Here is a 23,839-nt window from a genome sequence, read left to right as displayed (position 1 = left end):
CGGTGCTAGCTTTAGCCCACCGCCCGTGTAGCTCAGCCGGTAGAGCAGCGCACTCGTAACGCGAAGGTCGCAGGTTCGATTCCTGTCTCGGGCAAAAAGGCAACATCGGCAGCACTGTTTTCCGTTGATCCCAGAATGGTTCTGAAGGCCAGACGAGCTGGCATTTGCGCCCGCTCTTTTGTATCTGCGCAACCTTGATGACCCAGATGCATCCCCATTCCTCGATCTAAGAGAACGACATGACCACGACTGAAATGACCCAGGAAGCTCGGCACGAAGAAGCACTCAAGAAGTACCTTGAGGACACGCCGCAGCTTAAAGAAGAGATCAAGGACCTGAGCGCCGATGATCAGCGCGACCAGATCCAGTGGGCATTCGAGGACGAGGCCGAGAGCCAGAGCCTCCAACCTTGGGAGCTGACCCTCAAGTACACCTCGACCCCGGAAGAGTTCGAAGCGGCACGGCTGGCCTTGCACAAAGAGGCGGCCGAGGTGCTGGGTGTCGAATGGGAAGAGTATTGCGAGATGAACGACCTGGTCGTCTGAAGTTTGTAGTGAGCGGGCTTGCAACGCGCTGGGTGGCGTAGCCGCCCAAAAATCTACCGCCGCGTTCTAATTGATATAACGCTGTGGTTTTATTGGGGCGGCTACGCCACCCAGCGCGGGGCAAGCCCGCTCACTACTGCTTGCAACGGTTTAGATGCTCAGGCGCATCGACAGATCCACCGCCTTCACATCCTTGGTCATCGCACCAATCGAGATGTAATCCACCCCGGTCTCAGCGATGGGCAGCAGGGTGCTTTCATTGATCCCGCCGCTGGCCTCCAGCTTCGCCTTGCCGCCGTTCAGGCGCACGGCTTCACGCATATCGTCCAGGCTCAGCTCATCGAGCATGATGATGTCCGCGCCCGCCGCCAGGGCTTCGCGCAGTTCATCCAGGCTTTCCACTTCGATTTCCACCGGCTTGCCGGGCGCGATCTTGTGGGCGGCGGTGATCGCCTGAGCAATGCCGCCACAGGCAGCGATATGGTTTTCCTTGATCAGGAACGCGTCATACAAGCCGATACGGTGGTTGTGGCAGCCGCCGCAGGTCACGGCGTACTTCTGCGCCAGGCGCAGCCCCGGCAAGGTTTTGCGGGTGTCTAGCAGCTTGACCTGGGTACTGGCGACAAAATCCGCCAGGTATTGCGCGCGAGTAGCGACCCCGGACAGCAGTTGCAGGAAATTCAACGCACAGCGTTCGCCGCTCAGCAGCGAGCGTGCGGGGCCTTCAAGGTGGAACAGCACTTGGTTGGGGCTGACGCGTTCACCGTCGGCCACCTGCCAATGCACCGCGACCCGTGGGTCCAACTGGCGGAACACCGCATCCACCCAGGCCGTACCGGCGATAACAGCCGTGTCACGGGTAATGATGGTGGCCGTGGCCAGCCGTTCGGCCGGTATCAATTGCGCAGTAATGTCGCCGCTGCCGATGTCTTCCAGCAGTGCGCGGCGCACGTTGGCTTCGATTTCGGCGGTGAGGTCGGCAAGACGGAGATTCGGCATAACAGGCTCCACAGACAAAGTGCCCCGATTATAGGGGCAGTGCGCGTTCGAACCCAGGCTCACCACTCATTTACCGCGCAAAGGCAGAGTTTGCTGGCGCAACCCCCCTCATTTGCAAGATAATCTCGCGCCTTGCAATTGGCGTCATAGCTTTGACGTTCAGACCAATACCGCCGTTTCAGGAGGCCAGGATGCACAATGACGGAAAGGTGGTGCCCTTCAACAAGGCGCCCGCCACGCCATCGCCGCTCGCCCGACTGCCGGTGGTGTTACTGCAGGTCCGCGACAAGGCGGCGCAACAGTTGCAGCAAGGGCTGCAGGACTTGTTCGATAACGCCGACGACACCTTGTTCGAAATGGCCGACAAGGCGCGTAACAACCTGGATCACCATATTTTCTTCGAGGCCATGCGCGACCTGCGCCTCAAGCGCAAGAATTTCGAGCGTGTGTTCATGGAGCGCCTGTTTGAAGCCTTCGCCAGCCTGGGTCAGGCAGGGCGAGGGGAATTGCAGTTGGTGCCGGTGGTTTCCTACGACGCAGCACCAGGTTCATCCAAGGATGACCTGGAAAAAGCCGTTGCGCTTGAAGCCATGCTGGGTAGGGTGCGGCACCGTGATGGCTTGGCCTTGGCGCAACTCACGGCGCGCTTGAGCGCGTTGCTCGGCAATCGCCTGGATGATTGTGAAAACCCACTGGGGCCTGCACTGCTGTGTGAGTTCTTCCTGCGGGCGGGGCGCAGCCTGGGCGTGGAGATTCGCGTCAAACTGATCATGCTCAAGTTGTTTGAAAAGTACGTGCTCAGTGACGCCGACCAACTGTACGGCGAAGCCAATCAATTGCTGGTCGCGACGGGTGTTTTGCCTGAGCTGAAGGCCGTACCGTCCCGTCGGATCGAGGCGCCTGAGTCCCGTGAACTTCCGCGCGAGGAAACCTTGCCGCCTGTCGACGAAAATGGCCAGGAAGCCTTCGCCGCGCTCCAGCCGTTGCTCACCGCGGTCCGCGGTAGCGTGGCGCCGACGCTTGAAGCCAGCGCCGAAACCTTGCCTATTGCCACCCGTGACCTGCTGCGCTTGCTCTCCCATTTGCAGCAGTACGTGCCGGAGCCTGAGGTCGAGGATGATTTTGACCTGCGCAACCAGCTTGAGCAGTTGCTCACTCGCGTCAGCGTCAAGAGTGGTAAATCGCGTGTGGTGGAGGATGCGGACGAAGATGTGATCAACCTGATCGCGCTGCTGTTTGAGTTCATCCTCAACGACCGCGCTGTGCCCGATGCCTTCAAGGCCTTGATCGGTCGCCTGCAGATTCCGATGCTGAAAGTGGCGGTGCTGGACAAGAGCCTCTTCAGTCGCACCAGCCACCCGGCGCGGCGCCTGCTCAATGAAATTGCGGCGGTTGGCATGGGCGGCGGCCAGCGCGACCATCTTTACCTGCGCATTGAACAGGTGGTGCAGCGCTTGCTTAACGAGTTTGTCGAAGACCCGACGATTTTTTCGCAGTTACTCGCTGAGTTCAGTGCGTTTACCGCGGATGAGCGGCGGCGCAGCGACTTGCTTGAACAACACACCCGCGATGCCGAAGCCGGGCGCGTGCGCACTGAAGCGGCTCGCCAGCGCGTGGCCGATGTGCTGAACAAGCGGTTGTTGGGCAAGACCCTGCCGCGTCCGGTCGTACAGTTCCTGCAGCAGGCCTGGAGCCAGGTACTGTTGCTGGCCAGCCTCAAGCATGGCGAGCAGTCGGTGCAGTGGCAGGCGGGGCTGCGCACCATGGACGAACTGGTCTGGAGCGTCGGCCTGCAACAAGACACCGAAGCCGGGCGTCATTTGCTGGAGCAACTGCCGGGCTTGCTCAAGGCCTTGCGTGACGGATTGACCAGTGCCGCGTTCGACCCCTTCAGCACCCGCGAATTCTTCGTGCGTTTGCAGGCCCTGCATGTCCAGGCAGCTGAGGGTGTCGACGAGTGGATCGAAGTGCTTGAACCCTTTGTGTTGACCTCGGCGTCAATCGATCCGGTCCACGGCCTGCCGGACAACGACCCCGACCTGCTGAAAGCGCGACAACTCAAGGTGGGTAGCTGGGTGGTATTCGAGGAAGACGAAGCCACTACGCTGCGCTGCCGGCTGACGGCGATCATGGCGCAGGCCGACACCTATATCTTCACCAGTCGCACAGGACTCAAGGTGTTGGAGAAAAGCGCGGGCCAACTGGCGTTGGCGTTCAAGGGTGGGGCGCTGCATACCCTGGAGGACGGCCCCTTGTTCGAGCGAGCGTTGACCGCCGTGGTGGGCAAGCTGCGTCAACTCAATCGCGGCAAGTGATCGCAACCGGAGGGTCGAACGCGGCATACTGGTCATACGTTGTCTCGTTCAAGGAACCGGTATGCAGTTGGACCCCATCAGCGGTTGGTGCAAGGGCATTCGTCATTGCCCTTCGCCCAACTTCAACGAGCGCCCCGCAGGCGAAATCTCACTGTTGGTGGTGCATAACATCAGCTTGCCACCGGCGCAGTTCGCCACCGGAAAAGTGCAGGAATTTTTCCAGAACCGCTTGGATGTCACGGAACATCCCTACTTTGCAGGGATCGCTGACCTACGGGTGTCTGCGCATTTTCTGATTGAGCGCGATGGTGCGGTGACGCAGTTTGTGTCCTGTCTCGACCGGGCCTGGCATGCCGGGATCTCGCAATTCGAGGGTCGGGAAACCTGCAATGACTTTTCCCTGGGGGTGGAGCTTGAAGGTACGGATGACCAGCCGTTCACTGACGCTCAATATGTGTCATTGATCGATCTGACCCGCCAGTTGCTGGTGGCTTACCCCGGCATTACGCCCCAGCGTATTTGTGGTCACAGCGATATCGCTCCGGGTCGCAAGACCGATCCCGGCCCGGCTTTTGATTGGACGCGCTTTCGCAGCGCCCTGCAGGATGGAGGACACGCACGATGAGTTTCCTGGTGTTGGTGTTGGCCGTATGGATCGAGAAGTTCTCGGCCCTGCGCCAGCGGTTGCAGCGTGATGGCGGTTGGCTGCGTGAACTGGCCAAGCTGGAATCGAGCCCGCGCATGGGCAAGCAACCCTGGCTGATCCTGGCATTGCTGGTGTTGTTGCCGGTGGCATTGCTGGCGTTGCTGCTGCTGGTGTTGGAGCCGGTGGCTTACGGGCTGTTGGCACTGCCGGTGCACCTGCTGGTGGTGATCTACAGCCTGGGCCGTGGTGATCTGCTCGCCGGACTCGGCCCCTTCCGCGATGCCTGGCGACGTGGCGATCTGCAAGCCGCCGAGCATGTGGCCGAGCGTGACCTGAACCTGAGCGCCGACAGTGGCGAACAACTGCTCGAACGCGTCCAGGGCCATCTGTTGTGGCAGGCCTACCAGAGCTTTTTCGCGGTGATTTTCTGGTACTTCCTGTTGGGCCCGGTTGCCGCGCTGGCTTATCGCCTGCTCGCACTGGCCAGTGAACATAGCAAGAACCCTTTGGTGGCTGAGCGGGCCGGGCAACTGCGCCACGCATTTGACTGGCTTCCGGTGCGTCTGCTGGCGGCCAGTTTTGCCCTGGTGGGCAACTTCGTCGCCGTTGGCCGTGTGATGCTGCACGAACTGCTGAGTTGGGACATCAGCGCTGCCCAACTGGTGGAGAAAGTCGGCCTGGTTGCCGCGGAAATCCCGCCACCGGCGGTCGGTCCCGATGGTATCAACAGCCTGGACCGGCTGTGGGAACTGCTGCTGCGCGCAGCGGTGCTGTGGTATGCCGGGTTTGCGATCTGGACGGTGCTGCCCTAACGCCTCAACTCATTAACCTTAAGTTACAAAACTCCCTTTCAAATTGAGCTATACAGATGCTGGCTAACTGCCGCCCTGCGCCTCAATAAAAATAAAAGAAAGGGAGTTCACCTGTGAAGAGCTTGCTCTATCCCGCCGTCGCGCTGATGAATCGCCTGAGCTTCGGCATGAAGTTCAGCTTGATCAGCGTGTTGTTCCTGCTGCCGATGCTGGCGACCGACTATTACCTGGTGCGTGATTCGTGGCGTGAATTCCAGGGCACACGCGTGGAGCTGCAAAGCCTCGACTTGCTTGGGAGCAGCCTGGCCCTGCGCCGTGATCTGGAAACCCTCAACAACCAGGTGCAGATCAACGCCACGCTAGGCCAGTCCGGTAAGGCGGGCGACCTTGAGGGCAAGATCAGCGCCTTGGAGCAAAGCGTGTTGAGTCGCCTGCAAAGCCTCAACGCCATGACGACCGAGCCCGAGCAAATTGCCGCGTTTGACGCCAAGCGCGACGAGTTGATCGCCGCCTTCAAGGCCCAGCAGCAGGAAACGTCGCTGCTGAGCAAAAGTGCGCTGATCGGCAAATTGCTCAACAAGGCTCAGATGCTCAGCCAGATCATCGCCAGCCAATCCGGCTTAAGCCGCGATTCGCAAAGCGATCTGCGCCAACTTAGTGAGCTGATCACCAGCGTGACCCCGCAGGTCACCCAGACATTGGGCGAAGGCCGGGCAATGGGCGCTTATTCTCTGGGCCAAGGCTTTCTCAATTCGTCGTCCAGCACACGCTTTGACGAACTGTTGCAGCAATTGGAAAAACTCCAGGCCGAATATGGCCTGAAGTTGCAGGATGCCCTGGGCGCCAGCAAAGCCGCGCACGCGGCCCTCGACAGCCTGGCCAACACCAGCAACGCCAGCCTCAAGCAAGGCAGCGAGTTATTCGAAGAACAGGTGGTGATGGCCGAAACCCTCGACGCGCCCTGGCAGGATTTCTACGACGGGGTCAGCCGGTTGATGGCCCAGACCTATCAGTTGGATGACGCCACGCTGACCTTTCTCGGACAGCAGTTGGAACAACGCCTGGCACAGAACCGCACGCACATGGTGGTGTTGGTCGTGGCCCTGAGCGTGGTGTTCCTGTTGATTTTCTACTTGTATGCAGGCTTCTACGCCTCAACGCGTACCACGTTAAGCCGTCTGGGCGCGATGATGGATAAGGTCGCGGCCGGTGACATGACCGTCACCTTTGTTGCGCATAGCCGTGATGAGCTGGGTGACCTGGGCCAGGTGTTCAACGGCACCGTGGCGAAGATCCATGATTTGATCGAGCGCGTCGGACACACCGTCAGCCAGGTCGAGTTGCAGGCCGGGCAGGTGGAGACGGTCTCGGCCCGGAGCAATCAGGCGGTTTCCGGGCAACGTACGCAGATCGAGCAGGTCGCGACCGCGATGAACCAGATGTCGTCCACCGCCCAGGAGGTCGCGCGAAGCGCGGCAGCGGCGGTCAGCAGTGCCCACAGCGTGAACGCCGAAACCGTCAGCGGCCGTGGCCTGGTGCAGTCTCAGCAGGGCAGCATTGCGCGGCTCGCCACGGAAATCGATCAGTCGGTGCGGGTGATCAACCAACTGGCCACCGACAGCCAGTCCATCAGCAGCGTGCTGGAAGTGATCAAAAGCATTGCCGAGCAAACCAACCTGCTGGCCCTTAACGCAGCCATCGAAGCCGCGCGCGCCGGCGAGCAAGGGCGTGGGTTTGCGGTGGTGGCCGATGAGGTGCGCACCCTGGCGCGACGCACCCAGCATTCCACCGAAGAAATCGAACAGATGATCAGCCGCTTGCACAGCGGCGTAGCGGCGGCCGTGAAGGCCATGGGCAGCAGCCATGAAATGGCCAGTGGCACCGTGGAACAGTCGGAAAAAGTCCAGCAAGCCCTGGAAAATATCCTCGGTGCCGTTGGGATGATCGTCGATCAGAATCAGCAGATTGCCGCCGCGGTGGAGCAACAAACCGCCGTCGCCCACGATATCGACCAGAACATCGTTGCAATCAATCGAGCTGGTGAACATGCCGCCGAAGGCGCGCATCAGACCGAAGCGGCGAGTCGACAGTTGTCGCTGCAGGTGATTGAGCTGAAACAGTTGATCGGTGCGTTTCGTGTGTGAGTTCGGAATGTAGGATTTGTCGTTTGCTGGCGTGGTGCTTGTCCTGATATCGCTGCGTCTCTTTTCAGGGGGTTTGAATGAGTGAAAATTGTTTCATTCGATTTAATGTCCTAAGGAGGCACAGCGATGAACGCTGTAATCGGCATCAAGGGGCACTGCGCTCACTGTGATATCACTTTTAATCTCAAGCCTTGGCAACTGAATGCCATCGCCATCGAAGAACCGTTCGATTGTCCTTACTGTCAGTGGATCTTGCAGTTGAACTGCCCTCGCCAGTTGCGTCAATTCAGGTCTCTGGATCATTGGGCACTGGTGCCTCCGAGCATGGTGGTGTTGACCTGCACGGTAATGATCGTGGCACTGGTGGCAGAGTGGGTGGGGCTGATGAGTGTGATCGGCCAATTCAACATCTCGCTGGTGGTGTTGCTCGTGCATTTCCTGGTGTTGCGATACACCCGTTACCGCCAGCGCATGACGTTGAATCTGCAGTTGGTCACGCCCGCGCTACCAATTGAACAGCTCGCACGCATTGCGTGTGCTCGCCTCAGCCAGCAATAGAGGGCTGGTATCCATCAGTTCGGCAAGCGCTGTGCAGATAGCCGGCAGGTGTTCGGGGCTGTTGCGTTGGCCGGGATACATGGCGGGCGCCATATCCGGTGAGTCGGTTTCCAGCACTACCGCATCCAACGGCAGGTGGGCGATCACCTTGTGCATGCGCAAGGCCTGAGGCCAGGTGGCGGCGCCGCCCAATCCCAGTTTGAAGCCGAGCTTGATGTATTCACGGGCTTCTTCGCGGCTACCGGCGAACGCATGGATGATGCCGCCACGGGGCAGGCGAATGCGCTTGAGGGTCGCGATGGCGGCGGCGTGGCTGCGACGCACGTGCAGCAACGCCGGCAATTGGAAGTCCACCGCCAGTTTCAGCTGCGCTTCAAACAGGCTCTGCTGGCGTTCGCGGTCCAGTTGTTCGAGGAAGTAATCCAGGCCGATTTCGCCCACGGCGCACAGTTGCCGGTGGCCGTGCAGGCGAGTCAGCCAGTCGCCCAGTTCCGTCAGGTCGGCGGGGCGATGGTCATCGAGGTACACCGGATGCAGGCCAAAGGCAGCGAACAAGCCTTCATCCGCTTGCACCAGATCCCATAACCGCTGCCAATTCTGCTGATACACCCCCAACACCACCATGCGTTGCACGCCCAAGGCTCGGCTGTGGGCGAGGACTTCCCGGCGATCGCTGTCGAAATCCGGGAAGTCCAAATGGGTGTGGGTGTCGATCAGCTCCACGCTCAAGCCTCGCGAATGCGTTGCTTGAACGTCCGGCCGATGGCATGCACGCCGGGTTGGTACTGTTCGTCTTCTACCGCGGCCAGGGCCAGGCGCAGCGCGGTCTCGGCGATCAGTTGATGTTGCTGGGCCATGGCGTTGACCGGCAGCGGCAGGAAATCCAGCAACTGGGTATCGCCAAAGGTGCCCAAGCGCAGCGGCCGTGACTTGAGCGGGAAATCATGCAGTGCGTCGAACACGCCTTGCAGCAGCACGTAGGACGTAGTCACCAGTGCGTCAGGCAAATGCCCCAGTTGCTGCAGAAGTTGCTCCATCAACTGTCGGCCACAGTCGCGACTGAAGGCTTCGCCGTGTTCGACGATCACTTCGCCGGTGAACCCGTGCAGCGCCTCGCGGAAACCGGCGGCACGTTCCTGGCTGATGCTTAGCTCGGGCCGAGCGCCGATCAGCACGATCTGCTTGGGCAGGGGTTGCAACAGGCTGCTGGTCAATTGCTGGCACGCCTGGCGGTCGTCGCTGACCACCGAGCAGAAATGATCTGCGCCCATCACCCGGTCGATAGCGATCACTGGCAGCCCCTTGGCCTGCAACTCGCGGTAACTGTCATCGCTCGCCGGTAAGCAGCTGGCGACAAACAACGCATCACAACGACGGGCGCGGAACAGTTGCAGCAGTTGGCGTTCGCTGTCGGCGTCATCGTCGGAGCTGGCGATCAGCAGTTGATAACCGCGTGCCCGTGCGCCTTGCTCCAGGAGCTTGGCGATGCGCGCATAGCTGGGGTTTTCCAGGTCGGGCAGGATAAAGCCCAAGGTGCGCGTGTGCCGACTGCGCAGCCCGGCGGCCTGGGGGTTGGGGGTAAAGCCATGGGCTTCGACCACGGCACGCACCCGTTCGACGGTGGCACTGCTGATGCGTTGCTGTTCAGCCTTGCCATTGATGACGTAGCTGGCGGTGGTCACGGACACACCGGCAAGACGCGCGATATCACTGAGTTTCAAACCGGGATTTCCTTGTTTTCTGGAGCTTGCCCCGACATTTTCTCCAATCGTAACCGATTCCTGTACACGACCAATGTCCTGGCTCAAGCGCCGAGTGGTTCTTCAAGGATGCGCAATTAACGCGTAGTCTTCCATAAGATCTAGATTAAACGTTTCAGCCAGCGTATTTTTACGACGTTCGCGACGGAGTGGCTACTGCCAATTGACTGCTCAGTCAGTAATTCTTGAACACCCTTTACACTGTTTGTTTAAAACAATACCTAGTGCGCCACCGCACTAACTAGGAGAACGGCATGCTTGAGCTCACTGTAGAGCAGATTTCCATGGGCCAGGTGGCCGTGGACAAATCTGCTGCCTTGCACCTGCTCGCTGAAAAACTGGTGGCCGACGGCCTGGTCGCCGAGGGTTACCTCAGCGGTTTGCAAGCCCGTGAAGCCCAAGGCTCGACCTTCCTTGGCCAAGGTATCGCCATCCCCCACGGCACCCCCGAAACCCGTGACCAGGTGTTCTCCACCGGTGTGCGCCTGCTGCAGTTCCCCGAAGGGGTGGACTGGGGCGACGGCCAGATCGTGTACCTGGCTATCGGCATCGCCGCCAAATCCGACGAACATCTGCGCCTGTTGCAACTGCTCACCCGCGCCCTCGGCGAAACCGACCTGGGCCAGGCCCTGCGCCGTGCCGGCAGCGCCGAAGCGCTGTTGAAACTGCTGCAAGGTGCGCCGCAGGAACTGGCGCTGGATGCGCAGATGATCAGCCTGGGCGTGTCCGCCGACGATTTCGAAGAGCTGGTATGGCGCGGCGCACGCCTGTTACGTCAGGCCGATTGTGTGAGCAATGGTTTCGCCGCGGTGTTGCAGCAGGTGGATGCGCTGCCCCTGGGCGATGGCCTGTGGTGGTTGCACAGCGAGCAGACCGTCAAGCGCCCTGGGCTGGCGTTTGTCACCCCGGACAAACCCATGCGTTACCTCGGTCAGCCGCTCAACGGCCTGTTCTGCCTGGCCAGCCTGGGCGAAGCCCACCAGACGTTGCTCGAACGCCTATGTGCCTTGCTGATCGAAGGTCGCGGCCAGGAACTCGGCCGCGCCACCAGCAGCCGCGCCGTGCTTGAAGTGCTCGGCGGTGAGTTGCCTCCAGATTGGCCCACTGCGCGCATCACCCTGGCCAACGCCCACGGCCTGCATGCGCGCCCGGCGAAGATCCTTGCGCAGTTGGCGAAAAGTTTTGAGGGCGACCTCCGTGTGCGCATCGTCGATGGCCCGGTCGGCGCCGTGTCGGTGAAAAGCCTGAGCAAACTGCTGAGCCTCGGTGCGCGTCGCGGCCAGGTGCTGGAGTTTGTCGCCGAGCCGACCATTGCCGGCGACGCGTTGCCCGCGCTGTTGGCGGCGGTGGAAGAAGGCCTGGGTGAAGAGGTCGAGCCGCTGCCGACGGTGAATATCCAGCCTGAAGTCGTCGATGTCGAGCCAGTGCTCAGCGCACCCTTGGCCGGCAGCCAGATCCAGGCCATCGCCGCCGCGCCGGGCATTGCCATCGGCCCAGCGCACATCCAGGTCCAGCAGGTCTTCGATTACCCACTGCGTGGCGAATCCTCGGCCATCGAGCGCCAGCGCCTGCACAGCGCCTTGGGTGATGTGCGTCGTGATATCCAAGGCCTGATCGAACGCAACCCGTCCAAGGCGATCCGCGAGATTTTCATCACCCACCAGGAAATGCTCGACGACCCGGAACTCACCGACGAAGTCGACACCCGCCTCAAGCAAGGCGAAAGCGCTGAAGCGGCGTGGATGAGTGTGATCGAGGCGGCCGCCAAGCAGCAGGAGTCGTTGCAGGATGCTTTGCTCGCCGAACGTGCCGCCGACCTGCGTGACATTGGTCGCCGCGTGCTGGCGCAACTGTGTGGCGTCGAAACCGCCCAGGAGCCGAGCGAACCTTACATTTTGGTGATGGACGAAGTCGGTCCGTCCGATGTGGCCCGGCTGGACCCGGCGCGCGTCGCCGGCATCCTTACCGCCCGTGGCGGCGCGACGGCCCACAGCGCCATTGTCGCCCGTGCGCTGGGTATTCCGGCATTGGTCGGTGCCGGTCCGACGGTGTTGCTGCTGGCCGCCGGTACGCCGTTGTTGCTGGATGGCCAGCGCGGCCGCCTGCATGTGGACGCCGACGCCGCTACCCTGCAGCGCGCAACGGTCGAGCGCGACACCCGCGAACAACGCTTGCAAGCCGCCTCGGCGCAGCGCCATGAACCGGCCCTGACCCGCGACGGGCATGCCGTGGAAGTGTTCGCCAACATCGGCGAAAGCGCCGGGGTTGCCAGCGCGGTGGAGCAGGGCGCCGAAGGCATTGGCTTGCTGCGCACCGAACTGATTTTCATGGCCCACCCGCAAGCGCCGGACGAGGCCACCCAGGAAGCCGAATACCGCCGCGTCCTCGATGGCCTCGCCGGTCGTCCGCTGGTGGTGCGCACCCTCGATGTGGGCGGCGACAAACCGCTGCCGTACTGGCCGATCGCCCAAGAGGAAAACCCATTCCTTGGTGTGCGCGGCATTCGTCTCACCTTGCAGCGCCCACAGATCATGGAAGCGCAACTGCGGGCGCTGCTGCGTTCGGCGGACAATCGCCCGCTGCGCATCATGTTCCCCATGGTCGGCAGTGTTGACGAATGGCGTGCCGCCCGCGACATGACCGAGCGTCTGCGCCTGGAAATCCCGGTGGCGGACTTGCAACTGGGGATCATGATCGAAGTGCCGTCGGCGGCATTGCTCGCGCCGGTCTTGGCCAAGGAAGTCGACTTTTTCAGCGTCGGCACCAACGACCTGACCCAGTACACCCTGGCCATCGACCGTGGCCACCCGACCCTGTCGGCCCAGGCCGATGGCCTGCACCCGGCGGTGCTGCAACTGATCGACATCACCGTGCGCGCCGCCCATGCCCATGGCAAATGGGTCGGCGTGTGCGGCGAGCTGGCAGCGGACCCGTTGGCCGTGCCGGTGCTGATCGGCCTGGGCGTTGATGAGCTGAGCGTGTCGGCTCGCAGCATTCCCGAAGTGAAGGCGCGCGTGCGCGAATTCAGTCTGAGCGAGGCCCAGGGCCTGGCGCAACAAGCACTGGCGGTGGGCTCGCCCGCCGAAGTGCGAGCCCTAGTGGAGGCCGTGTAGATGGCAAGGATTCTGACCCTGACGCTGAACCCGGCGTTGGACCTGACGGTACGCCTGGCGCGCCTGGAACCGGGTGAAGTCAATCGCAGCGAAACCCTGCTGACCCATGCCGCCGGCAAGGGTGTGAATGTGGCGCAGGTGCTGGCCGATCTGGGCCATCAGGTGAGCGTGGGCGGGTTTCTCGGTGAAGAAAACCCCCAGGCGTTCGACGCGCTGATTGCCCTCCGTGGATTTGGCAATGCATTCATTCGCGTGCCGGGTGAAACACGCAGCAATATCAAGATTGCCGAGCAGGATGGCCGGGTCACCGACATCAATGCGCCTGGGCCGTTGGTGAGTGAAGAGGCGCAGAACGCACTGCTCAAACTCATCGCCATCGTCGGCCCTGAAGTCGATGCGGTGGTGGTGGCTGGCAGCTTGCCGCGTGGTATCAGCCCTCAGTGGTTCCAGGGTTTGCTGGAGAAAATCAAGGGCCTGGGCTTGAAAGTCGCCCTGGACACCAGCGGCGAAGCGCTGCGCGCCGGTTTGAAAGCTGGGCCGTGGCTGGTCAAACCCAATACCGAAGAACTGGCCGATGCACTGGGTAATGCCCCGGATGCCATCAGCCAATTGCATCAACAAGGTGTGGAACACGTGGTGGTTTCCGACGGTGCCGCCGGCGTGAGCTGGTACAGCCCAGGCGCATCGCTGCACGCCACACCGCCCAAGGTCGCGGTCGCCAGCACCGTCGGCGCCGGCGACTCGCTACTGGCCGGGATGCTCCACGGTCTGCTCACGGGTGATACGCCGGAGCAAACCTTGCGCCGAGCCACGGCGATTGCCGCGATGGCGGTGACGCAGATCGGTTTCGGCATCAGCGATCACGCGCAGTTGGCGCGCCTCGAAAGCGGCGTCCAAGTGCGCGCGCTGACAGAACAATAAGAGGGTTTGTGATGAAGTTAGCCATTGTTACCGCCTGCCCGAACGGCATGGTCACCAGTGTGCTGTGCGCCCGCTTGTTGGACGCCGCCGCACAGCGCCAGGGCTGGAGCACCAGCGTTGAAGTGGTGGATGTGCAGCGCCCGGAACGCCAGTTGTCCCAAGCCACGATCGACGACGCCGAATGGGTGTTGCTGGTCAGCAGCACCCCGGTGGCTATGCAGCGATTTGTCGGCAAGCGCGTGTTCCAGAGCACGCCGGCCCAGGCGCTGGCGGATGTCGACGCGGTGTTGCGCCGCGGTGCCGAAGAAGCCCAGGTGTACATTGCTACGCAGCAGGCGGCCAAGAATGCACCGCGTATCGTTGCCATCACCGCTTGCCCAACCGGCGTGGCACACACCTTTATGGCCGCCGAAGCCTTGCAGCAGACGGCCAAGCGGCTGGGCTACGACTTGCAGGTCGAGACCCAAGGCTCGGTCGGTGCGCGCACGCCCTTGAGCCCGCAGGCTATCGCCGACGCCGACGTGGTGTTGTTGGCGGCGGATATCGAAGTCGCCACCGAGCGCTTTGCCGGCAAAAAGATTTACCGCTGCGGCACCGGCATTGCCCTCAAGCAACCCGAAGCCATCCTCAACAAGGCCCTTGTAGAAGGTGCGGTGGAAAGCGCGGCCAGCGGTGCCGTGGCCAAGCAAGAAAAGACCTGCGTGTACAAACACCTGTTGACCGGTGTGTCGTTCATGTTGCCGATGGTGGTGGCGGGCGGGTTGTTGATTGCCTTGTCCTATATGTTCGGCATCACGGCGTTTGAAGAGCAAGGCACCCTTGCTGCCGCGTTGAAAACAGTGGGTAACCAGGCCTTCATGTTGATGGTGCCGCTGCTGGCAGGCTACATCGCCTACTCCATTGCCGATCGTCCCGCTCTGGCCCCCGGTATGATCGGTGGGTTGCTGGCGACGACCCTGGGTGCAGGCTTCATTGGCGGGATATTCGCCGGTTTCCTGGCCGGTTACTGCGTCAAGCTGATCACCCGCGCGGTCAAATTGCCGCAAAGCCTGGATGCGCTCAAACCGATCCTGATCATTCCATTGCTGGCGAGCCTGTTCACCGGCCTGGCGATGATCTATCTGGTCGGGCCGCCGGTGGCGCGCATGCTGGTGAGCCTGACGGGATTCCTCAACAATATGGGCACGACCAACGCCGTGCTGCTGGGTGTGCTGCTGGGCGGCATGATGTGCGTCGACCTCGGTGGGCCGATCAACAAGGCGGCCTATGCGTTTTCCGTCGGCATGCTTGCCGAGCACAGTGGCGCGCCGATAGCCGCGGTGATGGCGGCGGGCATGGTGCCGCCCATCGGCATGGGCATCGCCACCTTCCTGGCACGCCGCAAGTTTGCCCAGACGGAGCGTGAGGCCGGCAAGGCGGCGATCATTCTCGGCATGGTGTTTATCTCCGAGGGCGCCATTCCCTTCGCGGCCAAAGACCCGCTGCGCGTGATCCCTGCCAGTATCGCCGGTGGCGCGTTGGCTGGCGCACTGTCGATGTACTTTGGTTGCAAACTCGCGGCGCCCCATGGCGGACTGGCGGTGCTGGTCATTCCGAATGCGATGAACCATGCGCTGCTGTACCTGCTGGCGATTGTTGCCGGTAGCTTGCTGACCGGCCTGGTGTATGCGCTGATCAAACGTCCGGAAGCTGTCGAGTTGACTGTCGCACCGGTGTCATAACCCCATGCTTAAGTGGCCCTTTTGATACTCAAGAGGGCACCAGCATGAGCCACTTCGATCTTGGCCGCCGCCGCGTGATGCAAGCCGTCGGCGCCGGCCTGTTATTGCCGGGCCTGGCCCCGGCGGTGATCGCCTCGGTCAAGGACCGGCCGCAACTCACCGACGGCGTGCAGTCCGGCGACCTGCTCGGTGATCGCGCCATGATCTGGAGCCGCAGCGACCGCCCGGCCCGCATGGTGGTGGAGTGGGACACCCGCAGCGTCTTCAGCAACCCGCGCCGGTTCATCTCGCCCCTGGCCGACAATCGCACCGACTTCACCGCCCGCGTCGAGCTCACTGGGCTGCCCACCGATCAGGCGATTTTCTACCGCGTGCACTTCGAAGATGCTCAGACCGGCATCGCCAGCGAACCCTGGTTCGGCCACCTGCGCAGCGTGCCGCAACAGCGCCGCGATATCCGTTTTGTGTGGAGCGGCGACACCGTCGGCCAGGGCTTCGGCATCAACCCGGACATTGGCGGCATGCGTATCTATGAAGCCATGCGCCTGCGCTTGCCGGATTTCTTTATCCACAGCGGCGACACCATTTACGCCGACGGTCCGGTGCCGGCACAGCTTACGGTCGAAAACGGGCGCATCTGGCGCAACATCACCACCGAAGCCAAGAGCAAGGTTGCCGAAACCCTGGATGAGTATCGCGGCAATTACCGCTACAACCTGATGGATGAAAACGTCCGTCGCTTCAACGCCGAAGTGCCGCAGATCTGGCAATGGGACGACCACGAAGTGGTGAACAACTGGTCGCCGAGCAAGCAACTGGACGAGCGTTACCAGACAAAGGACATCAACACCTTGGTGGGCCGTGCGCGCCAGGCTTGGCTGGAGTACTCCCCCATGCGCCGGCAAAGCGCCGATAGCGGCGGGCGGATTTATCGCAAGCTCAGTTATGGTCCGCTGCTGGATGTGTTCGTGCTGGACATGCGTAGCTATCGCGGACCGAACGATGACAACCTAGGCGGTGAAAAACCCTTCCTCGGTCGCGAGCAATTGGACTGGCTCAAGCGTGAGCTCAAAGGTTCGCAGGCGCAGTGGAAAGTCATCGCGGCTGACATGCCGATTGGCCTGGGTGTACCCGATGGTGAAGTGAGCCCTGGCGTACCGCGTTGGGAAGCGATTGCCAACAATGACCCAGGTGCACCGCAAGGGCGTGAGCTGGAAATTGCCGAACTGCTGGGCTTTTTAAGGGCGCAGAAGGTGCGCAACCACGTGTGGCTGACGGCAGATGTGCACTACTGCGCCGCGCACCACTATCACCCGGATCGCGCGGCGTTCCAGGATTTCGAGCCGTTCTGGGAGTTTGTCGCCGGGCCGTTGAATGCGGGGAGTTTCGGGCCTAATCCGTTGGATAAGACCTTTGGGCCTGAGGTGGTGTTCGAGAAGGCTCCGCCGGCGCAGAACACGTCGCCGTTTGCCGGGTTTCAGTTTTTTGGCGAGGTGAACATTGATGCGCAGACGGCGGAGTTGGCCGTTACTCTGCGGGACCTGGATGGCGTGTCGGTCTTTGAACAAAAACTCCAACCAGCCTGACTTGGAACGCAATCAAAAACTGTGGGAGCTGGCTTGCCTGCGATAGCGGTGGTGAGTTCACTACAGTCATCGCAGGCAAGCCAGCTCCCACAGTTGCCAGTCAGTAGACGTCCCGGCGATAGCGACCTTGCTCGATCAGACGTTCCACCGCCTCACTGCCAAGTATGTCCACCAACGCCTGGTCCACCCCAGCCGCCATCCCTTGCAAGCTCCCGCACACATAAATCGCCGCGCCGTCGCTTAGCCATCTACGCAGCACCTCGGCCGATTCACGCAGACGATCCTGCACGTAGATTTTTTCCTCCTGGTCGCGGGAAAACGCCAGGTCCAGCAACGCCAGGTCACCACTGGCCAGCCAGCCTTGCAGCTCGTCCTGACAGAGGAAGTCATGCTTGATATTGCGTTCACCGAACAGCAGCCAGTTGCGCTGCTGGCCATCGGCAATGCGCGCCTTGAGCAAGCTGCGCAGGCCGGCCAGGCCGGTGCCGTTGCCCAGCAGGATCAGTGGCACGGGTACGTTTGGTAGATGGAAACCACTGTTGCGGCGCAGGCGCAGGCTGATGCTTGAGCCGAGGGCGGCATGTTCGGTGAGCCAGCCTGAACCGAGACCCAGGCTACCGTCGGGGTGGCGTTCCTGGCGCACGATCAATTCGAGTACGCCATCGCTGGCAATCGAGGCTATGGAGTATTCGCGCATGCCCAGCGGTACCAGCGCGTCCACCAGCGCCTGGGCATGCAGGCCGACCAGGTGGGCGCGATGCGTTGGCAATTGGCGAGTGGCCAGGGCTTGATCGAGGGTGTGCGCCATGCCGTCGATCAGCACGCCGTCACTGCCGGCCAGGCCCAGGCCTTCGAGGAAGTGCTCGATGGCCCAGGGGCAGTTGCGCGGCAATACTTCCACCAGGTCGCCGGCCTGCCAGCTTTGTGGTGAAGGCGAGGTGAGGCCCAGCAAATAAACATCCGAGCCCGCGCTGTCGCGGTTAAGCAGGGAGCGTTGGCTCAGCGTCCAGTTTTCGTACTGGGCGGTCGGCCAAGCGGCCGCCGGGGCGTGGCCGGTCAGCTGGCCCAGTTGTTGTTGCCAGTGCAGCAGGGCGGTGGTGTCGCCGCTGTCGACTTCCACCGGGGCAAACAGTGCGTTGCCGCCCTGGTTGGTCAACCAGAAGTGCAGGCGGCGCGCAAAGCCGCAGAAGTGTTCGTATTGACGGTCGCCCAGGGCCAGGACCGAGTAGTTCAAACCCTTTAGGGACAGGTCTTGGCCGAGCACACTGCGCTCGAAACCGCGGGCACTGTCGGGGGCTTCGCCGTCGCCGAAGGTGCTGACCACGAACAGCGCATTTTCCGACTGGCGCAGATCCTCCTGGCTGACGCTGCCCAGGGACTGCACCTTCACCGGCAAACCAGCCGCCTGCAATTGGCCTGCTGTTTGCCAGGCAAGCTGCTCGGCAAAACCGCTCTGGCTGGCGAAGCCGATCAACCAGGCTGGCGCATCGCTGGCGTTGGCCGAGAGGCCTTTACGCGCATCACGCACCTGGCGTTTCTTGCGACGACGGTCCAGGTAAAGCAGCCAGCCGGTGATGAAGAACAGCGGCATCAGCACCGAGCTGAGCGTGAGGATGATCCGTCCCGCCAGGCCGAAGTAACTGCCGGTGTGCAGCGCGTAGACGCTGGTCAGCAGTTGCGAGCCGAAGGTCTTGCTGGCGTAGCGGTCATGGGATTTCACCTCGCCGGTCGCGGGGTCCAGGTTGATCTGGTTTAGCGCGCGGTCATGGGGCGAATCGTCCAGCAGGTAGTAGACGGTGGCCGGTTGCCCGGCGACGGCCGGCATGCGGATGTTGTAAGCACTCAAGCCTGGGCCGGCGTTGCTGTAGATGCTGCTCCAGATCGCATCGTAATTGGCTACGGGCGCCGGGCCTTCGGGGGCCGGGCCGCGTTTGCGCACCCGTTCATTCTGTGGGGCGTCGGACAGCAGTTTGGTCAGGCCCTGGCTGTACCAGTCGTAGGACCAATACAGCCCGGTCAGCGCCGACAGCAGATAGGCCAGCAGGCACCAGGTGCCGAATACCGAGTGCAGGTCCCAGTTGAAGGCCCGGCCCTTTTTGCGCCAGTCCAGGGTCAGCCAGGCACGCCAGCTCGCCACTTGGCGCGGCCAGCGCAGGTACATACCGGACAGGCAGAAGAACACCAGGATCAGTGTGCAGGCGCCGGTGATATTGCGCCCGGTATCGCCCATCACCAGGAAACGGTGAAATTGCAGCAGGAAGCCGAAAACTTCCTGGCCGACCACGTCGCCCATGTAGTCGCCGGTGTAGGGGTCGAAATAGCGCAACTGCCCACGGCGTTCACCGGGTGGCGGGGTGAAGAACACGCGGGCGGCGTTGCCGCTCTCGCTCTCCACGAACAGCATGGCCACGGTCTGGCCTTCGGTGGCTTCCAGCTTGCGCACCAGCTCGGCGGGCGGCAGGACGCCGGCTTCGCGTTTTTCCACGGTCAGTACGCTGGGGTTGAGCGCCCGCAGTATTTCATCCTGAAACGAGACCGCAGCCCCGGTGATCCCCATCAAGGCCAGCACCAGCCCGGCGGTAATGCCGAAGAACCAGTGCAACTGGAACAGGGTTTTCTTCAACACGTCTGACCGCCTCGTCTATCCGGATATGTAGGGCACGGCGCGCATTATGCCGTGGCTTGTCGAGAAACATTCTGTTTGACACGCAAAAGCCCCACGCATCCGATGCGTGGGGCTTTTTGCTGCGTGGTGTTGCTGCTTAGAAGTGGAAGCTGGTGGTCAACAGCACCGTGCGACCGGCCGCCTGGTTGGCGAAGTGTGTCGAGAAGGCTTTGTCGTAATACAGCTTGTCCGTCAGGTTTTGCACGTTCAATTGCAAGTCGACGTTCTTGGTCAGCTTGTAACTGGCCATGGCGTCGTAACGGGTATAGGACGGTACATAAACGGTGTTGCCCGCATCGCCATAAACCTGGTCGACGTAGAACGCGCCGCCACCGATGGTGAGCTTGGAGGTGACGTCGTAGGTGGTCCACAGGCTGAAGGTGTTCTTCGGCGTGTTGGGCATTTGATTGCCTTTGCTCGAACCCGAGCTGACCACGCCGTTGCGACCGTTCAGGCCGGATTTGACCAACTCGCTGTCGAGGTAGCTGTAGCCGGCGAACACCTGCCATTGGTCGGTGATCTTGCCGCTGGCCGACAATTCCACGCCGTCGACTTGGGACTCACCGGCGTTCTGATAGGTCAGGGCATCGACCAGGATGCGCGTGTTTTTCTTCTCGGTACGGAACACCGCAGCGGTCAGGGATAGGCGATCGTGGAACAGATCCCACTTGGTGCCCAGTTCGTAGTTGACGGTTTCTTCCGGCTGCAGGTCGCTGGTGGCGGCACCGGCTGACAGTGGGTTGCCGTCCGACCCTTCACCGACCAGGCCGCCGGCTGGCGTCGCCGACGTGGCATAGGACGCATAGATGCTGGCGTTTTCGACCGGCTTCCAGACCAGGCCGGCCTGCCAGTTGAAGAATTGGCTGTCTTCTTTGATTTTGCTGCGGCCGGTCGCGGAATCGGTGTTGGCAACGGTGTCGAAGGTGTCGTAGCGCAGGCCGACGTTCAGCAACCATTTCGGGTCCAGCTCAATGGTGTCGAACACATAGGCGCCACGGCTGGTGGCCTTGGTGGTGGTGCCGTAATAGTTGCGCGCGATGCTGCCGGTCCAGGCGTCATCCGGGTTCGGGTTGCTCAGGGAGGTGCACTGGCCGCCCAGGCTGCCTTTGGCCACGGTGCAGATCGGGTTGGCGTTGGGGCTGATGGTGTAGCTGCTGACGCGGGTTTCTTCACCGGTGAATTCCAGGCCGGTGGAGTAGCTGTGCTTGAAGCCCAGGGCCTGGAAGCTGCCGAACAGGTCCGTCTGGTTGGTGGTAGTGGTTGTGGTCGAGACCCGGCTGTTGGCGCGACGCCACACGGTGCCGAACCGGTTGACGTTGAATTTGCTGTCGTCCGGCTGCGTCAGGATGTAATCCTGCCCGGTGCTGCCGTGACGCAGGGTGTTTTTAAGCGTCATGGTGTCGTTCAGGTCGTGCTCGATGGAGAACGTGCTGATATCGGCGCGGGTCTTGCGGAAGTCGCGATCCTTGAGGCCGTAGAAGTTGTTGCTGTCGCCGCCGTCGTTGGGTTTGTCATGCACGTGGGCCGTCGCGGTCGACGAGCCGTAACCGTAGGGAATCCCGGAGTCCGGCAGGTCGTTGCTTTCCAGGTGGTAGTAGCTGAGGTTGACGCGGGTCGGGGTGCCCAGGCCAAACGTCAGCGACGGGGCGACACCCCAGCGGTCGTAATTCACTGCATCGCGACCGGCCACGTTCTGTTCGTGGCTCATCAGGTTCAGGCGGAACGCGGCGCTGTCGTCGAGGAACTGACGGTTCACGTCGAGTACATAGCGGCGAGTCTGATCGGAACCGTAGGTGAAGCCGCCGTTGGTGAAGTCCCGCGCTTGTGGGGTCTTGCTCACCAGGTTGAGGCTGCCACCGGCAGAGCCACGACCGCCGAACGAAGAGTTCGGGCCTTTGCTGACTTCGATCGACTCGATGTCAAAGATCTCGCGGCTCTGGCCGCCCGTGTCGCGCACGCCGTCCAGGTAGGTGTCGCCTTGGGCGTCAAAACCACGGATGAACGGACGGTCGCCCTGGGGGTTGCCGCCTTCGCCGGCACCAAAGGTAATGCCCGGCACGGTACGCAAGGCATCCTGTAGCGAGGTGGCGGCGGTGTCCTTGAGCACTTGTTGCGGCACCACGGTGACCGAGCGCGGCGTGTCGACCAGCGGCGCTGTGTATTTCTGCGACGAGGCTTTTTCGACCTGGTAGGAGGTGTTGTCCTGTTCTTCGCCAGTAATGCTGGTGGCGCCGAGGGAGATGCTGTTGCGCTGGCCTTTTTGCTCAGTGTCTTCGGCAGCCTGCGCCAGATGGGCGACAGAGCTGGCGCTGAGGGCAACGCCGATGGCCGAAGCCAGGATGCGTGGTGAACTGGCAGGTATTTTTGTAGTGGTGCGCGACATGACGTGTCCTTTCCCCAAGGATGTGAGGCCGCGGAATATAGTGTTAACAAGTATTTCTATCAATTGCGATACATTGCTAATTGCACTGAATTTACATTCTTTACACTTTTTGCTTACGGTTTTTACGAACTCAAACGTCCGCTGCGTTTTACAGGGCGGATAAGAATCAATACCATTGGCATCTCTCCGAATTCAGGTATTGCCCATGCTGCTGCACATCCCCGGCCTGTTCTCTCGTGAGGAAGTGCAGCGCATCCGCCAAGCCCTGGAAACTGCCGATTGGGCCGACGGTAAAATCACCGCCGGGCACCAGTCCGCCAAGGCCAAACACAACCTGCAATTGCCCGAAGGCCACCCGCTGGCCAAGGAAATCGGCGCGGCGATGCTCGAGCGTTTGTGGCAGAACCCGCTGTTTATGTCGGCGGCGTTACCGCACAAGGTCTTTCCGCCGTTGCTCAACTGCTACACCGCTGGCGGCAGTTTCGATTTTCACATCGACAACGCCGTACGCCAGCCCAAAGGCAGCCACGAGCGCGTGCGCACTGATTTGTCATCCACCGTGTTTTTCAGCGACCCCGATGAATACGACGGCGGCGAACTGGAAATCCAGGACACCTTCGGCCTGCAGCGCGTGAAGTTACCGGCCGGCGACATGGTGCTGTACCCCGGTTCCAGCTTGCACAAAGTCAACGCCGTGACTCGCGGCGCACGCTACGCCTCGTTCTTCTGGACCCAAAGCCTGGTGCGCGAAGACAGCCAGCGCACCCTGCTGTTCGAAATGGACGGCGCGATCCAGCAACTGAGCGCAGACGTGCCCGACCACCCCGCGCTGATCCAGCTCACCGGCACCTACCACAACCTGTTGCGCCGCTGGGTCGAGGTCTGACATGGGTTTTTTGTTACGTCGTGAAGAAGTACTCAACGTCGAACAACTCCAATCCATGCTCGACGACTCCCCGGTGCGTGCAGCCCAGGCCATCCTGATCGCGGCCAAGGCAGGCGTGGTGGATGCCCAGGCGCTGCTCGGCCAAATCCTGCTGGAAGGGCGTGGCATTGAGCGCGATGAAGCCTTGGCGCTGCGCTGGTTCCAGATTGCGGCGCAGGGCGGGCACTTGATGGCGCGCAATATGGCCGGTCGCTGTTTGGAGCATGGTTGGGGTTGTGCGGCGGATGAAGCGGCAGCGGCGCGAGAATACCGTTTGGCCGCCGAGGCCGGTTTGGATTGGGCGCAATACAACTACGCCAATCTGCTGGCGACCGGGCGCGGTGTTACCGAGGACCAACCGCAAGCCCTGAGCCTATATCGCCAGGCTGCGGAACAAGGCCATGCCAAGTCGATGAACCTGTTGGGGCGTTATCTGGAAGACGGACAATGCTGCCCAAGAGATTTGGATGCCGCCGTGGAATGGTATCGACGCTCCGCCGAAGCCGGGGATTTTCGCGGGCAGTTCAGCTATGCGGCGGTGTTGGCTGACAGAGGTCAAATCGAAGCGGCGCTGGAGTGGTTGCGAGAGGCGTTGGCGGGCGGGAATTTGAAGTTTCTGCGCACGGCGCAGAAGGCGTTGGAGGCGTCTGACAATGCGCAAATCCGCGCGATGGCCGAAATATACAAAGGTCGCGCTATGCACCTAAACCCGTAGGAGCCGGCTTGCCGGCGATGGCGATCTTAAG

17 protein-coding genes, 1 tRNA gene and 1 pseudogene are annotated in these 23,839 nt (G+C 61.7%); 14 read left to right on the top strand and 5 right to left on the bottom strand.

Annotated features, from left to right (window positions below):
• Window positions 1-21 precede the first annotated feature (21 nt).
• Both EJ576_RS12495 and EJ576_RS12490 read left to right on the top strand, forming a co-directional pair.
• A tRNA-Thr gene (locus tag EJ576_RS12495) sits at window positions 22-94 on the top strand.
• A 145-nt stretch (window positions 95-239) separates the two neighbouring features.
• Window positions 240-545, top strand: a complete 306-nt coding sequence (locus EJ576_RS12490; RefSeq protein WP_122723694.1) for a DUF6388 family protein — start codon at window positions 240-242, stop codon at window positions 543-545.
• A gap of 150 nt (window positions 546-695) precedes the next feature.
• On the opposite strand, the gene nadC is transcribed toward EJ576_RS12490, so the two are convergent.
• The gene (gene nadC / locus EJ576_RS12485) at window positions 696-1,544 is read right to left on the bottom strand and encodes a carboxylating nicotinate-nucleotide diphosphorylase (RefSeq protein ID WP_122723695.1); all 849 of its coding nucleotides are present in this window, start codon (window positions 1,542-1,544) and stop codon (window positions 696-698) included.
• 191 nt (window positions 1,545-1,735) lie between these two features.
• On the opposite strand from nadC, the gene EJ576_RS12480 reads away from it, so the two are divergent.
• The 6 genes and pseudogenes from EJ576_RS12480 to EJ576_RS12460 all read left to right on the top strand — a co-directional run bounded on the left by EJ576_RS12480 (window position 1,736) and on the right by EJ576_RS12460 (window position 8,019).
• The gene (locus EJ576_RS12480) at window positions 1,736-3,859 is read left to right on the top strand and encodes a DUF1631 domain-containing protein (protein ID WP_126570447.1); all 2,124 of its coding nucleotides are present in this window, start codon (window positions 1,736-1,738) and stop codon (window positions 3,857-3,859) included.
• Window positions 3,860-3,920: 61 nt separating this feature from the next.
• A complete protein-coding gene (ampD, locus tag EJ576_RS12475) occupies window positions 3,921-4,484 on the top strand; it encodes a 1,6-anhydro-N-acetylmuramyl-L-alanine amidase AmpD (protein WP_028618801.1) in 564 nt (187 codons plus the stop codon).
• The gene (gene ampE, locus EJ576_RS12470; protein ID WP_028618802.1) at window positions 4,481-5,317 is read left to right on the top strand and encodes a regulatory signaling modulator protein AmpE; all 837 of its coding nucleotides are present in this window, start codon (window positions 4,481-4,483) and stop codon (window positions 5,315-5,317) included. The genes ampD and ampE overlap by 4 nt, the downstream gene beginning before the upstream one ends.
• Window positions 5,318-5,463: 146 nt before the next feature.
• Window positions 5,464-6,555: pseudogene (locus EJ576_RS30230) on the top strand (methyl-accepting chemotaxis protein); the annotation flags it as partial.
• Entirely contained in the window at window positions 6,532-7,461 is a 930-nt protein-coding gene (locus EJ576_RS30225; RefSeq protein ID WP_371923944.1) for a methyl-accepting chemotaxis protein, read from the top strand. The pseudogene EJ576_RS30230 and the gene EJ576_RS30225, both read left to right, overlap by 24 nt.
• A 126-nt stretch (window positions 7,462-7,587) precedes the next feature.
• Window positions 7,588-8,019 carry a hypothetical protein gene (locus tag EJ576_RS12460; protein ID WP_122723699.1) on the top strand — a complete coding sequence of 144 codons (432 nt, stop codon included), beginning with the start codon at window positions 7,588-7,590 and terminating at the stop codon, window positions 8,017-8,019.
• On the opposite strand, the gene EJ576_RS12455 is transcribed toward EJ576_RS12460, so the two are convergent.
• Together EJ576_RS12455 and cra are read right to left on the bottom strand one after the other, a co-directional pair.
• A complete protein-coding gene (locus EJ576_RS12455) occupies window positions 7,966-8,742 on the bottom strand; it encodes a TatD family hydrolase (protein WP_126570446.1) in 777 nt (258 codons plus the stop codon). The two genes, EJ576_RS12460 and EJ576_RS12455, sit on opposite strands and share 54 nt — an antisense overlap.
• A gap of 2 nt (window positions 8,743-8,744) precedes the next feature.
• Window positions 8,745-9,740: a catabolite repressor/activator gene (gene cra, locus EJ576_RS12450; RefSeq protein WP_122723701.1), complete on the bottom strand. Its 996-nt coding sequence runs from the start codon at window positions 9,738-9,740 to the stop codon at window positions 8,745-8,747.
• Between the two features lie 293 nt (window positions 9,741-10,033).
• Here cra and ptsP point away from each other — a divergent pair, with 293 nt between their 5' ends.
• Genes ptsP through EJ576_RS12430 form a run of 4 tightly spaced genes read left to right on the top strand, consistent with a single transcriptional unit; the run spans window position 10,034 to window position 17,120 of the window.
• Window positions 10,034-12,892 carry a phosphoenolpyruvate--protein phosphotransferase gene (ptsP, locus tag EJ576_RS12445; protein WP_126570445.1) on the top strand — a complete coding sequence of 953 codons (2,859 nt, stop codon included), beginning with the start codon at window positions 10,034-10,036 and terminating at the stop codon, window positions 12,890-12,892.
• Window positions 12,893-13,813 (top strand): 1-phosphofructokinase, encoded by a 921-nt coding sequence (pfkB, locus tag EJ576_RS12440; protein ID WP_126570444.1) that lies wholly within the window; start codon window positions 12,893-12,895, stop codon window positions 13,811-13,813.
• 11 nt (window positions 13,814-13,824) lie between these two features.
• Window positions 13,825-15,534: a PTS fructose-like transporter subunit IIB gene (locus EJ576_RS12435; RefSeq protein WP_126570443.1), complete on the top strand. Its 1,710-nt coding sequence runs from the start codon at window positions 13,825-13,827 to the stop codon at window positions 15,532-15,534.
• Between the two features lie 44 nt (window positions 15,535-15,578).
• On the top strand, window positions 15,579-17,120 hold the full coding sequence (locus tag EJ576_RS12430; RefSeq protein WP_126570442.1) for an alkaline phosphatase: 1,542 nt from the start codon (window positions 15,579-15,581) through the stop codon (window positions 17,118-17,120).
• 100 nt (window positions 17,121-17,220) lie between these two features.
• Here the strand turns inward: EJ576_RS12430 and EJ576_RS12425 are convergent, their stop codons facing one another.
• Both EJ576_RS12425 and EJ576_RS12420 read right to left on the bottom strand, forming a co-directional pair.
• Window positions 17,221-19,746 carry a sulfite reductase flavoprotein subunit alpha gene (locus tag EJ576_RS12425; protein ID WP_126570441.1) on the bottom strand — a complete coding sequence of 842 codons (2,526 nt, stop codon included), beginning with the start codon at window positions 19,744-19,746 and terminating at the stop codon, window positions 17,221-17,223.
• Between the two features lie 136 nt (window positions 19,747-19,882).
• On the bottom strand, window positions 19,883-22,168 hold the full coding sequence (locus EJ576_RS12420; RefSeq protein ID WP_126570440.1) for a TonB-dependent siderophore receptor: 2,286 nt from the start codon (window positions 22,166-22,168) through the stop codon (window positions 19,883-19,885).
• Window positions 22,169-22,373: 205 nt separating this feature from the next.
• On the opposite strand from EJ576_RS12420, the gene EJ576_RS12415 reads away from it, so the two are divergent.
• Window positions 22,374-23,054: a Fe2+-dependent dioxygenase gene (locus EJ576_RS12415; protein WP_068936030.1), complete on the top strand. Its 681-nt coding sequence runs from the start codon at window positions 22,374-22,376 to the stop codon at window positions 23,052-23,054.
• A 1-nt stretch (window position 23,055) separates the two neighbouring features.
• Window positions 23,056-23,808, top strand: coding sequence for a tetratricopeptide repeat protein (locus EJ576_RS12410; protein ID WP_126570439.1), 753 nt, complete (start codon window positions 23,056-23,058; stop codon window positions 23,806-23,808).
• Window positions 23,809-23,839: the final 31 nt, after the last annotated feature.

Source organism: Pseudomonas sp. C 49-2, from assembly GCF_003970195.1.
Lineage (GTDB): Bacteria > Pseudomonadota > Gammaproteobacteria > Pseudomonadales > Pseudomonadaceae > Aquipseudomonas > Aquipseudomonas canadensis.
Note: the sequence above shows the minus strand (reverse complement) of the source record. Positions and strands in the feature narration are given on the sequence as shown.